The sequence below is a fragment of the Xenorhabdus sp. Sc-CR9 genome, from assembly GCF_963897815.1.
Lineage (GTDB): Bacteria > Pseudomonadota > Gammaproteobacteria > Enterobacterales > Enterobacteriaceae > Xenorhabdus.
Genome location: NZ_CAWQTY010000220.1, coordinates 1 through 14,547, shown reverse-complemented (window position 1 = coordinate 14,547; position 14,547 = coordinate 1). Strand labels below are relative to the sequence as shown.

10 protein-coding genes and 2 pseudogenes are annotated in these 14,547 nt (G+C 41.8%); 8 read left to right on the top strand and 4 right to left on the bottom strand.

The features are described 5' to 3' along the window. The 3 genes and pseudogenes from AACQ81_RS17485 to ggt all read left to right on the top strand — a co-directional run. A pseudogene (locus tag AACQ81_RS17485) lies at window positions 1–96 on the top strand (IS5/IS1182 family transposase); the annotation flags it as partial. Window positions 97–125: 29 nt separating this feature from the next. Beyond that, window positions 126–1,025, top strand: a complete 900-nt coding sequence (locus AACQ81_RS17480; RefSeq protein ID WP_237388106.1) for an IS982 family transposase — start codon at window positions 126–128, stop codon at window positions 1,023–1,025. Window positions 1,026–1,109: 84 nt separating this feature from the next. Next, a complete protein-coding gene (gene ggt, locus AACQ81_RS17475; protein ID WP_237388105.1) occupies window positions 1,110–2,855 on the top strand; it encodes a gamma-glutamyltransferase in 1,746 nt (581 codons plus the stop codon). Window positions 2,856–3,013: 158 nt separating this feature from the next. On the opposite strand, the gene brnQ is transcribed toward ggt, so the two are convergent. From brnQ to phoB, 3 genes are all read right to left on the bottom strand, one after another. Beyond that, the gene (gene brnQ / locus AACQ81_RS17470; protein ID WP_237388104.1) at window positions 3,014–4,354 is read right to left on the bottom strand and encodes a branched-chain amino acid transport system II carrier protein; all 1,341 of its coding nucleotides are present in this window, start codon (window positions 4,352–4,354) and stop codon (window positions 3,014–3,016) included. Window positions 4,355–4,733: 379 nt separating this feature from the next. Then, window positions 4,734–6,044, bottom strand: a complete 1,311-nt coding sequence (gene phoR, locus AACQ81_RS17465; RefSeq protein ID WP_237388103.1) for a phosphate regulon sensor histidine kinase PhoR — start codon at window positions 6,042–6,044, stop codon at window positions 4,734–4,736. A gap of 121 nt (window positions 6,045–6,165) precedes the next feature. Continuing rightward, a complete protein-coding gene (phoB, locus tag AACQ81_RS17460; protein WP_237388102.1) occupies window positions 6,166–6,855 on the bottom strand; it encodes a phosphate regulon transcriptional regulator PhoB in 690 nt (229 codons plus the stop codon). Between the two features lie 271 nt (window positions 6,856–7,126). Between phoB and sbcD the strand changes: the two genes are divergently transcribed. The 4 genes and pseudogenes from sbcD to AACQ81_RS17440 all read left to right on the top strand — a co-directional run bounded on the left by sbcD (window position 7,127) and on the right by AACQ81_RS17440 (window position 13,201). Continuing rightward, on the top strand, window positions 7,127–8,344 hold the full coding sequence (sbcD, locus tag AACQ81_RS17455; protein ID WP_237388101.1) for an exonuclease subunit SbcD: 1,218 nt from the start codon (window positions 7,127–7,129) through the stop codon (window positions 8,342–8,344). A 17-nt stretch (window positions 8,345–8,361) separates the two neighbouring features. After that, window positions 8,362–12,048 carry an AAA family ATPase gene (locus AACQ81_RS17450; RefSeq protein ID WP_237388100.1) on the top strand — a complete coding sequence of 1,229 codons (3,687 nt, stop codon included), beginning with the start codon at window positions 8,362–8,364 and terminating at the stop codon, window positions 12,046–12,048. A 274-nt stretch (window positions 12,049–12,322) separates the two neighbouring features. Then, a pseudogene (locus AACQ81_RS17445) lies at window positions 12,323–12,420 on the top strand (IS1595 family transposase); the annotation flags it as partial. Between the two features lie 343 nt (window positions 12,421–12,763). Next, window positions 12,764–13,201, top strand: coding sequence for a hypothetical protein (locus tag AACQ81_RS17440; protein WP_237388099.1), 438 nt, complete (start codon window positions 12,764–12,766; stop codon window positions 13,199–13,201). A 127-nt stretch (window positions 13,202–13,328) separates the two neighbouring features. Here the strand turns inward: AACQ81_RS17440 and AACQ81_RS17435 are convergent, their stop codons facing one another. Further along, a complete protein-coding gene (locus AACQ81_RS17435; RefSeq protein ID WP_443089569.1) occupies window positions 13,329–14,213 on the bottom strand; it encodes an ABC transporter substrate-binding protein in 885 nt (294 codons plus the stop codon). A 46-nt stretch (window positions 14,214–14,259) separates the two neighbouring features. Between AACQ81_RS17435 and AACQ81_RS17430 the strand changes: the two genes are divergently transcribed. Next, window positions 14,260–14,547: transposase (locus AACQ81_RS17430; RefSeq protein WP_237388098.1), on the top strand; the 288-nt coding region annotated here is incomplete at its 3' end.

The window sequence follows — 14,547 nt, the reverse complement described above, 5'->3', positions numbered from 1 at the left end:
GCAATAGCAACAAGATACGATAAACTTGAACGGAATTATGCCAGCATGGTGGCACTGGCGTTTATCATTGTCTGGTTGCCAATGTGGGTTGATTGAATTATGACCTTAAAACATCAACAGTCCCTATGTCACAACAAGATTTTATCATTTGGGTGTTTTGTTGGGTAGCGGATAATTTAATGGAGTTACAGCAAGGCACACGATTGAGAAGCCGGGGGAGTCCACCCAGGTTGAGTGACGCAGAAGTCATCACGATAGAGGTTATCGGTGAATACTTAGGTTTTTCAACAGATAAAGGGATTTGGACGTATTTTTGTCACCATTGGCGTGAGTGGTTTCCAGGACTCGGTTCACGAGCCAATTTTGCCAAACAAGCCTCGAACCTTTGGGTTGTAAAACAAAAACTGCAAGAAAAGCTGGCGATATTATTGGGCGCCTTCGACAGGCCGGTACATATTATCGACGGATTTCCGCTGCCAGTCTGTGGGTTCAAAAGAGCTAAAGGGAGCGCCAACTTTAAAGGGCAAGCCGATTATGGGTACTGTGCCGCCAAGAACGAAACTTACTACGGATTTAAAGGGCATCTGATGATAGATGAAACGGGTGTGTTAACAGGGATCACGTTGACTCCCGCCAGTGTCAGTGAGCGTGAAGCCGCCTGGGATTTGGCCGCCCCGATAAAAGGGTATCTGCTCGGTGATAAAGGCTATTTAGGCATTGAGTTTAAGCAGGAAATGAAGAAACAGGGGATTGAGATGATTACTTCGATGCGTACCAATATGGATGATCCTCTTCCCAAGGAAACGAGAAAAATGATTAACGCCAAACGCCGTTTAATTGAAACCGTGATTGGTCAACTCGCCGGACAATTTGCTATCGAGAAGTGCTGGGCACGGGATTTGTGGCATTTGAGTAATCGAATTGCTAGAAAACTTCTTTCTCACACGTTGGGTATTTTTGCCAATTTTAAACAAGGTAAAAGTCAACGCGACTGGCTTCAACAAGCCAACGTTATAAGATGTTAAAGTCGAGCATCGCGTTATTGATAACAAAAACATCACAAATGATCTGATTCATTCACAACAACTCCATATTCAGGAGAATAATACATGTTAAAAGCATGGAAAATTTCATTTATAGCTGTATCCTTGCTTGCATCTTCCCCCATTTATGCGGCCACTGAACCTGCTGTTGAAGCCAGACAAGGCATGGTTGTCAGTTCACAACGCCTTGCTTCACAAGTTGGCATTGATATTCTCAAAATAGGAGGCAATGCCATTGATGCTGCTGTTGCCGTTGGTTATGCCCAAGCAGTCGTCAACCCCTGCTGTGGCAACATTGGTGGTGGTGGTTTTATGACTATCCACCTTGCCAATGGCAAAGATACCTTCATCAACTTCCGTGAAACTGCCCCCTCCGCCGCCAGCGCCAATATGTATCTGGATAAAGATGGCAATATCATCAAAGGTGCCAGTCTGTATGGTTATAAAGCCGTTGCCGTACCTGGCACTGTCATGGGTTTTGAAGAGGCATTGAAAAAGTACGGTACATTGAGCCGCGAACAAGTCATGGCACCGGCCATCAAACTGGCACGTGAAGGCTATATTCTGACCCGTGGCGATACCGATATTTTGGACACAGCAGTTAAGCGTTTTGCTCAAGACCCTGAAGCGGCCCGTATTTTCCTGCGCAAAGATGGTACACCATTCGAGCCGGGCGACAGACTCATTCAAACCGATTTGGCCAACACGCTAGAAATGATTGCCAAACAAGGGCCGGATGCTTTTTATCGCGGTAAGATCCCTCAATTAGTTGAAGAAACATCGAAAAAGTCAGGGGGAATTATTACTGCGGCAGATTTCGCCAATTTCCATATTACAGAGACAGCTCCTGTTACCTGTAGTTATCGTAGTTACAAATTTATCTCTTCCCCGCCACCCAGCGCTGGTGGTGTCACATTATGTGAAATATTAAACATTGTTGAAGGCTATGATCTTAAATCTATGGGATTCAATTCCGCTGCTTATATTCACACCTTGACTGAAGCTATGCGCCACGCTTATATGGACAGAAATACCTACTTAGGCGATCCCGCATTTATTAACAACCCGCTTGATCGGTTGTTAAGCAAAAGCTACGCGGAATCCATTAGGAAAGAGATCGAACCTAACAAAGCAACACCATCAAAGAATGTCCAACCCGGTATCCCTCCTCATGAAAAACCAGAAACCACACATTATTCCGTAGTAGATAAAGACGGTAACGCCGTATCAACGACCTATACCATCAATGGATTCTTTGGTGCCGTTGTCATTCCTCCTGGAACAGGCTTTTTCCTGAATGACGAAATGGACGATTTCACAACGAAAGTAGGTGAGAAAAACGCGTCTAACCTGATACAAGGAGCAACTAATTCAATTGCCCCAGGTAAGCGCCCACTATCATCAATGAGTCCGACACTTGTGACCAAAGATGGAAAAATCTTCTTGGTATTGGGTTCTCCGGGAGGTTCACGCATTATCTCTATTACTTTGCAAAGTGCCCTGAATATCATTGACTTCAATATGCCACCACAAGAAGCTGTCAACAGTCCGCGCATTCACCATCAATGGCTGCCAGATAAAGTTTATTACGAAAAACGCGGTCTATCGAAAGATACCCTGAACTTATTGGAAAAAATGGGTTACAAGATGGTCGAACAGACCCCATGGGGAACGACAGAATTAATCATGATTGGATTACCGGGTGCTGCGGGTGTTACTGCTGATTCATCCGTCTCCGGGAGTGTCCGTGAAGGTTATATCTATGGTTCCCATGACGTACGGCGACCTGCCGGTGCTGCCATTGGCTATTGATTTCATCTGCAAGCAATTGCAAGTTATGGCTTGAAAAGACAATCAGAATAAATAAACAAGGGTGAGGAGCTTAAGTATGCTCACCCTTATCATTAATGTCATTGCATGAATTATAAATAAAATTAGCGAATAACTGCCTGTAGTGAACTTATTTTATTCTACTTTTCTTCATGCTGAACTTCATACTTTGGGAGATTAACGCCTCCCGCAATACGGTCATAGATAGCACACACAACAATAGACAGCAAAGTAGGCAGTAACCACGCCAGCCCTTGATCAGCCAATAGCAAGTGTTTCGTCCATCCTGGTAACAGGTGGGACAAATATTCAGACGATTTTACTGCATCCAAAACGCCAAACAATAAGCTGACAGACATGGCCGGAGCCAGAATACGTGTAAAGTTACGCCACCAGTCTATGGTAAAACTCAGCAATACCAGCACAATACATGGCGGGTAAATTGCCGTCAGTACTGGAATTGAAAACTTAATCAAGTGGCTCAGGCCCAAATTAGACACCAGCATGGAGAAAGTGCCCAGAATCAGAACCAGAGAACGATAAGACAACGGTAAATAACGGCTGAAGAACTCAGCACAGGCGCAAGTCAAACCAACAGCGGTAACCATGCAGGCAATGAAAATCAGTATCGCAAGGAAGAAACTGCCATAGTTACCAAAAACATTCTGGACATAAGCATGCAGAATGACTGCGCCATTTTCAGCAGTGGGTACCAATGTGCCACTGCTTTCCCCCAGTTTGAACAAAGAGAGATACACAAGAGCCAAACCAAGACCAGCAATCAAACCTGCCCACATGGCATAGCGAGTCAGTAAAGTAGAAGCTTCAACTCCTCGAGAACGAGCTGCATTGACAATAATAATACCGAACACCATCGCGGCCAATGTATCCATCGTCAAATACCCATTGACAAAACCATTTGAGAATGGAATTTCTTGATAGGTTTCAACGGCAGGAATAGGGCTACCTGCTGGCCATAACACAGCAGCAATGCCGAGAATCGCCAGAGCCAGGATTTTAACCGGAGCCAGTATATGTCCGATGCTATCCAGTAACTTACCCGGATATAGTGAAATCAGGAGCACCAACGCAAAATAAATAACACTATAGATGAATAAAGGAAGTGCTCCTGTGCCCGTAAGCGGTGCAATACCTACTTCGAAAGAAACTGTGGCGGTTCTTGGTGTTGCAAACAAAGGGCCGACAGCCATATAACAAACAGTTGCCAGAATCAGACCCGCAGTTTTACCAATAGGCGAACTGAGTGCTTCAATACCTCCACCGACTCTTGCTAAAGCAATTACGGTGATGACTGGCAGGCCAACAGCCGTTAGCAAAAAGCCTAAAGCTGCTATCCAAACATGTTCTCCTGCCTGCAAGCCAACCATAGGCGGGAAAATAATATTTCCCGCACCAACGAACAAGGCAAAGGTCATAAAGCCTAATGCCCAAATATCCTTAGATGATAAACGGTGTGCCATAATTATTATTAATGTATTTTTGCCAAAAGAATTGCATGCGTGATAGTAACTAACGCAAGCACTTGAATTTTCACCGGCGAGACTGAATTCTGATGTAACAGTCAGTGATCAACATAATATTCACTGATAATCGCAAGATACAGAACGATAGTGATAATAATAGCTAGAATCGCCAACAACTGCCCCCAAGTAAAACTTTTATAGTGTCAAAAGGCAAGCGACAAACCAAAAACCAGAATAATATTCCAAACTAATTTTTAAAATTAGTGATTATTGTTATCTATCATTGAATACACACTATATGATTTGTACTTTTTTCAGTCATATTGATTAATAAATCATTTTTCCGTTTTGTTACCATTTAATTCCATGTAACTTATTATTTTTTATATAAACTATTTTTAGATAAAACGATAAGTCTAGATATCAATAGAAAGCTAAAAGTAGAACCTTTTCCTAATACGCTCGAAATGTCGAGATGAGTATTGTAGTGATGCAGGGCATGTTTCACTATCGCAAGCCCCAGCCCACTACCGCCCGTTTGCCGCGAACGTGCACGATCTACGCGGTAAAAACGTTCTGTCAGGCGTGGTAAATGTTCCGCACCAATCCCACCGCCATTATCCTCCACCTTAAACAGCGCCCCCTGAGAGACACTTTGCCAACTCACTTCAATTCTTGTTCCCAAAGGAGTATGGTTGATGGCGTTATAGACAAGATTCGACATAGCACTGCGCAACTGATCTTCATTTCCAAAAACTTTCAGTTTTTCATCGATATTAAACACAATATCGTACTGATTATTTCCCAAGGTTAATGCTTCTTGCTGCAATAAAGTCAAGAAAGCGGGAACATCAACAATCTCATTCATGTCAACTTGTGGTCCTGCTTCAATTTTGGAAAGATGCAGCAGTTGCTTAACCAGACTGTCCATTCTCCAGATTTGCTCCTGCATGGTACTGACAGCTTTCTGGCTGGCCTTACTATCAAGCTCTTGATCCTGCATCATCTCTAAATAGCCTTGAAGCACGGTGAGTGGCGTTCTTAACTCATGGCTGACATTGGCGAAGAAATCCCGTCTGGCGTTTTCCAACAATCTTTTTTGAGTAATATCACGCGCCACCATCAATAACTGCTTTTCTGAATAAGGCATGAATCGAAACTCCATCATATTTCCGTTATTCAGCTCAATGGATAAAGGACGGGAAAAATCATTTGCCATGATATAGCGGCTAAAATCGGGGTAACGAAGTAAATTGAAAATATGCTGACCATTATCATCCGGCCAGCGAAACCCAAGTAAATGTTGGGCTAAGCGGTTACACCAGAAAATGTTACCTTCCGTAGTAAGTATCACGATGGCATCCGGCAATGATTCTGCGCCACTGCGAAACCGTTTGATCAATAACGCGAGTTCACGACGCCGTTTACGATTACGCTGTTGCATCTGATAGATACCATAAAAAATAGGCTCCCATCCCCCTCTCCCCGCAGGAGGTAACGAACTGCGATCCAGCCATAGCCAATCGGATAACTTCAGCAAGTTATAGCCATGCCATCCCAGTGCCAGAAATAGTGCAATAACGAGTAACCATGCCAGATGACCGACAAAAAGAGACAAAATGACCGCAGGCAGACAAAAAAGCACAAGGCCCCAGACCAATTTTTTCCAAGATAAACGCTCAAGCACACTATTTTCTCCAGCATGAAAACATTATTACCCGAAACTTCTATTACATTAAACCACCCACTACTCAGTTACAGTCATTCAAACCAACATGACCAATCAACAATAAACGAATTCAGCACCGTCAATAACGGGTAGAAAAACGATATCCTGTGCCACGAACAGTCTGTACCATTTTGTCGTGCTTACCGACTTCTAAAGCCTTACGCAAACGTCGGATGTGCACATCAACAGTGCGATCTTCCACATAAACATTCGTTCCCCACACATAATCAAGTAACTGCTCGCGGCTATAAACCCGTTCTGGATGAGTCATAAAAAAGTGGAGAAGTTTGAACTCAGTTGGTCCCATTTCCACATTCTGCCCCTGACTGGAAACACGATGAGATGATGGGTCCAGTGTTAACCCATCCATATCAATAACCTCATCAACCTCCATAGGCGATATTCGCCGAAGAACAGCTTTAACGCGAGCAACCAATTCCTTGGGTGAAAAGGGCTTAGTGATATAATCATCAGCCCCGATATCAAGCCCACGCACCCGATCTTCTTCTTCTGCGCGCGCTGTTACCATAATGACAGGGATTGTTTTGGTATTATTATCCCTCTTCATTTGCTTAATAAGTTGTATCCCCGAACCTCCGGGAAGCATCCAGTCTAATAACACTAAATCGGGATAAGGTTCTGATAACCTCCCTATTGCCGTATCATAATCTTCGGCTTCAACGGCCTGATAACCGTTTTGTTCCAGTACAAAACAAACCATTTCACGAATCGGTACTTCATCTTCAACTACCAAAATACGTTTAACCATGGTTGATCCTGCCAATATCATTGAAGTCAGCAACATTCACTTTGTGTCATTATGAGTCAATTTTATGACAATTTTATGAAAACCCTTATACCTCAATTATCAAGCTGCAAACTCATTCACAGTGAATGCATTACGCTTTTGTCATATTTCAATTGTAAATGCGAACTTGCTCGAAAATTCAATTATGCAAATCAAATTGCGCAGGACATCCCTTATACACCCATTATAATTAGCGCTTATCATGGGTAAGAGAGAGCATAGGTGATAAAATATGCGAATCATTCATACATCGGACTGGCATCTTGGCCAATATTTCTTTACCAAGAACCGTGCTGCGGAACATAAGCATTTTTTACAGTGGCTTATTGAAAAAATCATACAACATCAGGTTGATGCATTAATTATTGCCGGAGATATTTTTGATACAGGTGCCCCTCCCAGCTATGCCCGTGAACTTTACAATAAATTTATCGTAGCGCTACAGCCTACAGGCTGTCAGCTAGTCATTCTCGGGGGAAACCATGATTCCGTCGCCACGCTCAATGAATCAAAAGCCCTGCTTTCCTACCTGAATACGACGGTGATTGCCAGTGCTGAACCCGAAAGCACAGAACAGCAAGTAAAGGTACTGAATAATAAGGATGGTAATCCGGGGGCAGTTCTCTGTGCGATCCCCTACCTTCGTCCACGGGATATCATGACCAGTCAGGCCGGGCAGTCTGGCATTCAAAAACAGCAAACGTTACAGGATGCCATTACCAAACACTATCACCAACTTTATCAACAGGCCTGTGCATTGCGGGAACAACTTGCTCAACCCTTGCCAATCATTGCTACCGGGCATCTTACCACCGTGGGCGCCTCTACCACGGATTCTGTTCGTGATATTTACATCGGCACGCTGGATGCTTTTCCCGCACAGGCATTCCCGCCTGCTGACTATATCGCACTCGGGCATATCCACCGTCCGCAGGTCATCGGAAAATCAGAGCACATTCGCTACAGTGGCTCCCCCATTCCCCTGAGTTTTGATGAGGTAAATCAGGAAAAAAGTGTGTGTCTGGTTGACTTTAAGGCAGATAAACTCGGGAGCATTACACTCTTGCCGATTCCGCGCTATCAGCCTATGCAGCTTATTCGTGGCAACCTTACGCAAATAGAAGAACAATTGCAGGCGTTCAAAGAGTATCAAGGAGAACGTCCTGTTTGGCTCGATATTGAAGTTGCAACCCAAGATTATCTTCACGATATCCAAAAGCGCATCCAAACTCTGAGCGAAGGGTTGCCTGTGGAAATTATCCTGCTACGCCGCAGCAAAAGCGCCCGTCAACTGTCATTGTCTGAACAAAATAAAGAAACACTCACTGAACTGAGTGTGGAAGAAGTTTTTGAACGGCGTCTGGCACTGGCCGAAATGGACGATCTTTCTCAAAAACAACGCCTGACTACCCTATTTAAGCAAACGCTGGATGATATTTCTCAGCACTAACAAAAAGAACAAATTCCATGAAAATTCTTAGCTTACGACTGAAAAATATCAATTCCCTGAAAGGAGAATGGAAAATTGACTTTACAGCAGAGCCATTTGCCAGCAACGGATTATTTGCCATTATGGGTTCAACCGGCGCGGGCAAAACCTCCTTGCTGGATGCCATTTGTCTTGCTCTCTATCATGAAACACCACGATTAGAGACTATTTCCACAACCCAAAATGAATTAATGACGCACCATACTGCCGAATGTCTTGCTGAGGTGGAATTCGAAGTCAAAGGTATCGCTTATCGGGCATTCTGGAGCCAACGCCGTGCCCGCAATAAAGCTGATGGCAAACTTCAGGAGCCGAAGGTTGAATTGGCAGATAAAAAAAGCGGTAAGATTTTGGCAGATAAGATCCGGGATAAAAAAGAGAAAATTGCCGAAATAACAGGTCTGGATTTTAGCCGTTTTACTAAATCCATTCTCTTATCACAGGGGAATTTTGCCGCATTCCTGAATGCACAAGATAAAGATCGGGCAGACCTTCTTGAAGAACTAACTGGAACAGAAATTTACGGCATCCTGTCCCAGGAAATTTATCAGCGCCATAAAGAAGCACAATCTGAACTCAATATTCAGCAAGCCAAAGCATCTTCTATTGAATTGCTCACACCAGAACAGCAACAAGCATACCAAAGCCAACAACAGCAGCTTATTACAGAAGAAATCCAGCTCAGCCAGCAAATAAAAGCATTACAAATAGCTGAACAGTGGCTTTACCGACGCAATGAACTTCAACAATCACTGTCACATAATACGTCACTTTTGCAACAGGCTGAGCAGGCTATTCAGGTAGCACATCCCCAATTACAACAACTTGCAGACAGCGAACCCGCAGAAAAAATCCGTTCATTATGGGATGCCCAAAATCGTACTCTTGATGAAAAACAGCGGCTTATTGAGCAACATACAAAAATAGAAAATGAGCGCCGGCAGCAGCAAGCATTACTGCAACCTGCGGAACAGCTATTGGTTCATTCAGAAAAAACGCGGGAAGAGCATCAACAATTCCAAAATCAGCAGGAAAAGCTCATCTCAGAGCAAGTAATGCCACTCGATCATAAAATTGATATTCAATCAAAAGAACGACTGGCACTTGAGAAAGAAATAACCAGACAAAACCGCGAGTACTCTGACATCCTAATCCAGCACCAAACCACGCAAGATCATACAACCACACTGAATAAAGAGCAGAAAAAGCTGGAGTCCTATTACGAGCAACATCCCTATTACCACAATTTGGACAGCAAGCTGCCTGAATGGAAGCAATTAATTACCCGTCAGCAAGAACGACAGACGAAAATAAACCAATTCACGCAAAATACCCAGCAAATTACCCGAGAGATCACTCACGAAACCAATCATTTAAACAAGCTGAATGCAGAATTGGCTAAACAGCAAGAACAAAACCAAATATTGCGCAATAACCTTATCAAGGTTGAAAACCAACTTACTGTTTTGCAACAAAAGCATCCGTTGGAACAGTTACAGAAAAATATAGAAAATTATCAGAAACAACTGACATCACAGAATCAACTGGAGATCTTACTGCCCCAGATCCAGCAATTAGACAGAGCGATCGCTGACTATCAAACCAAACTGATACAATCTCAGGAGTGCCTCAAGCTCTTGCCGGATCAGATCGCCACTGCCAACCAACAATTAGCAGAAAAACAGCAACATTATGACGATCTCGACAATCGTATACGTTTAGAACAACGGATTGTCAGTCTGGAAAAAGAACGAGCACTATTAAAAGAAGGGGAATCCTGCCCACTTTGTGGTTCAACTCATCATCCCCTAATTAGTGAATACCAGAGTATTGCCTTGCCGCAGTCAGAGGAACGATTGAAAAGCCTGCGCCAACAAATTGGGCAACTGCAAGAAAATCGGACAGCGCTACAGCAAAAACAGCAGATCCAGCAACAACATTGCGAACAATTGCAGCAAAATATCGCGCAATTCAACGATACATTGACGGGATTCACTAAACAGTGGGAGCATCATTGCCAGTTATTACAGTCCATTGACTTACTGATGGATACAGAATCGGTTAATCACTTTATCAGCCAGCGACAATTCGCTTATCAGCAATATCTGAGCCAACAGCAAGCACTTTCGCAGGCAGAAAAAATCTATCAAACAGCGGAAAAAACGCTAACCGCCAACCGTGAACAATCTCAAGCATACGAAAAGAATATTGAACTGGCTAAATTCAAGCTGGATACCGCTCAAAAAAAATTGTCAGAAAAAACCGCAGAGATTTGTCAGACAGAAGCTGATTATGCGGTAACAGCACAACAATTAAATACTGAATTGCAATCGACGCCTTTCACACTGCCTTCTTACCAAGAAGCAGAAAACTGGCTGCAACAACGTGAACAAGAATTAAAAAATTACCGCGATTCACGCGAAAGATGGCAGCAACTACAAAAAGAACAAGCAGCCCTGCAAAGCCAACTCAATGAATTGGAAAAGCAAAAAAATAAGCTTGCCATCCACCTTCATGGCTTGAATGAGCAACAACAGCAACAAAAACAGTTATTGGAACAAACCCGTCAGGAACGTCACAATTTATTTGGTGAGCAAACCATTACTGACGTTCATCAGGGCTTACAACAAAAAACCAATGAACTTGAAACTGCTTACAAACAGGCTGCTTTTCACTTACAACAATTACAAAATAAAATGAGCCAATTAACTGGCGCTGCCAGTGAAATTGAAAAAAGCCATACCTCAGCCGAATCCAGCTATAAACTTGCCGTTAAGCACTTCCAGTCCGGATTAGCACAACAAGGTTTTCTTGATCAACCATCCTTTGAGCGTGTTTTATTGGAGCCGGAACAACGGGAAAAATTGCAACAGTTACAAGAAAAACTTGAACAACAACAATTGCAAGCCAGAACCCGGCATCATGGATCTGAAGTTGCATTACAGCAGCATACGGAAACACAGCCGCAATTGTCTGAGCAGTATGAGGCCGAGCAATTATTAACCATGCAGACCGGGGCTGAAGCTAAGTTAAAACACAATAACCAGCAACAAGGCGAGGTCAGAATCCTGCTCAACAGCGATGCAGCCCGCCGACAACAACAACAACAATTACTGGCGCAAATCGCACTCTCACAACAAAATTATAATGACTGGAGTTATCTCAATAATCTTATTGGTTCCGCTGATGGCGCTAAATTCCGTCGTTTTGCCCAAGGGCTGACATTAGATCATCTTGTATATCTGGCAAATATCCGATTGGAAAAATTACATGGTCGTTACTACTTACAACGTAAAGATGATGGCGGGTTGGAATTACAAGTTGTTGATATCTGGCAGGCGGATGCAGTTCGGGATACCAAAACCCTTTCCGGTGGGGAAAGTTTTCTTGTCAGCCTTGCCCTTGCTCTCGCCTTATCTGATCTGGTGAGCAACAAAACACAGATAGAATCTTTGTTCCTTGATGAAGGTTTTGGCACACTGGATCCTGAAACTCTTGATATCGCTCTGGATGCTTTGGATCACCTTAATGCGTCAGGGAAAACTATTGGGATAATAAGCCATGTAGAGGCATTAAAAGAGCGTATCCCTGTTCAAATTAAGGTAGAAAAAAATAATGGATTGGGTTTCAGCCAATTAGCGCCAGAGTTTCGGGTTTTGACTTAATTACATGAATGACTAAAGTTTGGCAATCATCTGAACGATCCAATTGCCAGAAGCTAAAAAAACAACTTTGATACGATCGAGACCTCAACCACCACCATCTAATTTGGGGCTAAAATAAAATATCGTCAATAACGCGAATGAGATAAATACAGGGTCCCCACATGTGGGGGAAAAAAGACAGTCAGTCAATGGCAAAAGGGAATTCAACATGAACTGATGGCTAGCCACTGTTACAGCTGCTTCGTGCAACCTATCTGACAAAATCGTTAGCTGCGAGGCTCATTTTGACCTATATCTGAAGGAATGTGGGTGGCGATTTAACACTCCGGGGATAAAAAACAATTAACTATTTTAAAACAAATAGTTAAGTAAAATATTTAGCTATTATCTAGGACAGCCCCAAAAAATTTATTTTTTGTTGAAAATACTATTACACATACTATACTTTTAGTATAAGTAATATTTAAAGCATCAACTATAAACATTCACATTTAAATAGGTTTAAATCTATACCTTCGTGGAAAGTAAATCCTATTAAATACAACTAAAAGACGGAGAGTAATCTATATTTATAATAAATAAAAAACCTTTTTGATAAAATTCCATAACGCATTATTGTTAATATAAAATAATGAAATCAACACTTAGCTATAAACTAGTAATTCATTATATTATTTAATTAATTCATTACTAAAAAACACACAGGTTTAATTTTATGAAAAATTCATTCTCTATAGAAAATAGGTTAGAAACCTTCAAAAACATCACCAAAATCCTGGCTGGAAAACTAGATGACAACACCATTAATAATATTAAAGAAAAATTATTAAACTTTAGTCTGGGTAGTTATTCGGGCACCGCATATCTAGATAGTGATATTTTTTACACAACTCTTGAATTATCTCTTGATATTGGAAAAAAATTTAAAGGGGCAGCTTGGGGAGTCGAATCATTAGGTATATCAAGCTTTGTTGGTTATATTCTAGCTGATATTGACACACTTATTGAAGAAGGAAATAATTATATTATAGGTGATACAGCAGGTGGAGTTTCTATAACCTTTTTAAATTCATCGTATTTACCTGTTGGGTCTTTTGAAGGAATTGGAAAACCAATGATAGGTGTAGGTAAAGGTAGCGGTCATTGGTCTTAATAAATTTAAAAATTATTATTTTCTCGATCGCTTACCGGCGCACTGGTTTTTGAAATCCATTGGGTATATATTTTTTATTTTCAAGCTGCAACTTTATCAGATGCAGCTTGAAATTTATTGAGTATACTTATTTTTCATACTTGATAATATAGAGATCTTTTGTCGATACATATCCCGTCGGGCTAGCATAAAACCCTCCAATATAGGGCTTTACCAGTCTGACATTAACATAATAATAAATAGGTATCACTGGAGATTCTTGGGTAATAAGATCCAGTCCTTGCTGCTGGTATGATTTATCATTAAACTCTCCGGCTTTTTTAATTAAAAAATCGTAATCACTATTCTCGTATAATGCTGTATTTTTGACTTGCCCTGACTTATACATATCTAAAAATGTCATTGGGCTATTATAATCCGCAATCCAGGCTCTTCTGATCACTTCGAACTTTCCTTGATGCATATTATCTAGCATTACTTTCCATTCTTGATTTTGCAAAGCGACATCAACGCCAAGGTCCTTTTTCCACATAGAACTCACTGCAATAGCAATTTTTTTATGCGATTCATGAGTATTATAGAGAAGGTTAAATTTCAGAGGGTTATCTTTGCCAAATCCTGCTTCATTCAGTAACTCTTTTGCTTTGGCAATACGCTGCTCCTGTGTCCACGAAGCATAATCCGGTTCTGTAAAATTTACCCCTCCGATATTTGGTGGCATAATCGTATATGCCGGTTTCTGTCCCTGCCTTAACACTTTATATGCAATAACTTCTCTATCTACGGCTAAGTTTAGTGCTTGTCTTACTTTAATATTATCAAATGGTGGTTTCTTGTTATTAAATTCGTAGAAATAGCTTCCAAGCTTAGGTGATATATTTATTTGGTCACTCATTGTTTTTTTCAATGATTCAAAAGATTCTAATGAAATTGATTTAGTGAAATGTATTTCTCCCGATAAGTAACGATTTAAAGCCCCCTTTTCCGAACCGGTAACAAGATAAGAACCTATTCAGAATATTTTTAAACCTGAATAGTTTTTCATGTAAACTGGCGGGATGAGAAAAGTTTATACCAGTGACATTAGTCGAGAAGTGTTCATGGAAATTGAACCCCTGTTGCTCAGCAAGAGGAAACGCACACGCCCCAGAAAAGTCGATGTCTACGAGGTATTTTGTGCCTTGCTATATTTGCTCAAGAGCGGTTGTCAGTGGGATATGCTGCCCAGCGATTTTCCCCCAAAAAGCACGGTTTATTACTACTTCAAACTCTGGAAAGAAAAACCGTCAGAAACAGACCCCAGTTTGCTTGAGCAGGCTTTAAAAAAATGTCGTTGGCGAGGACCG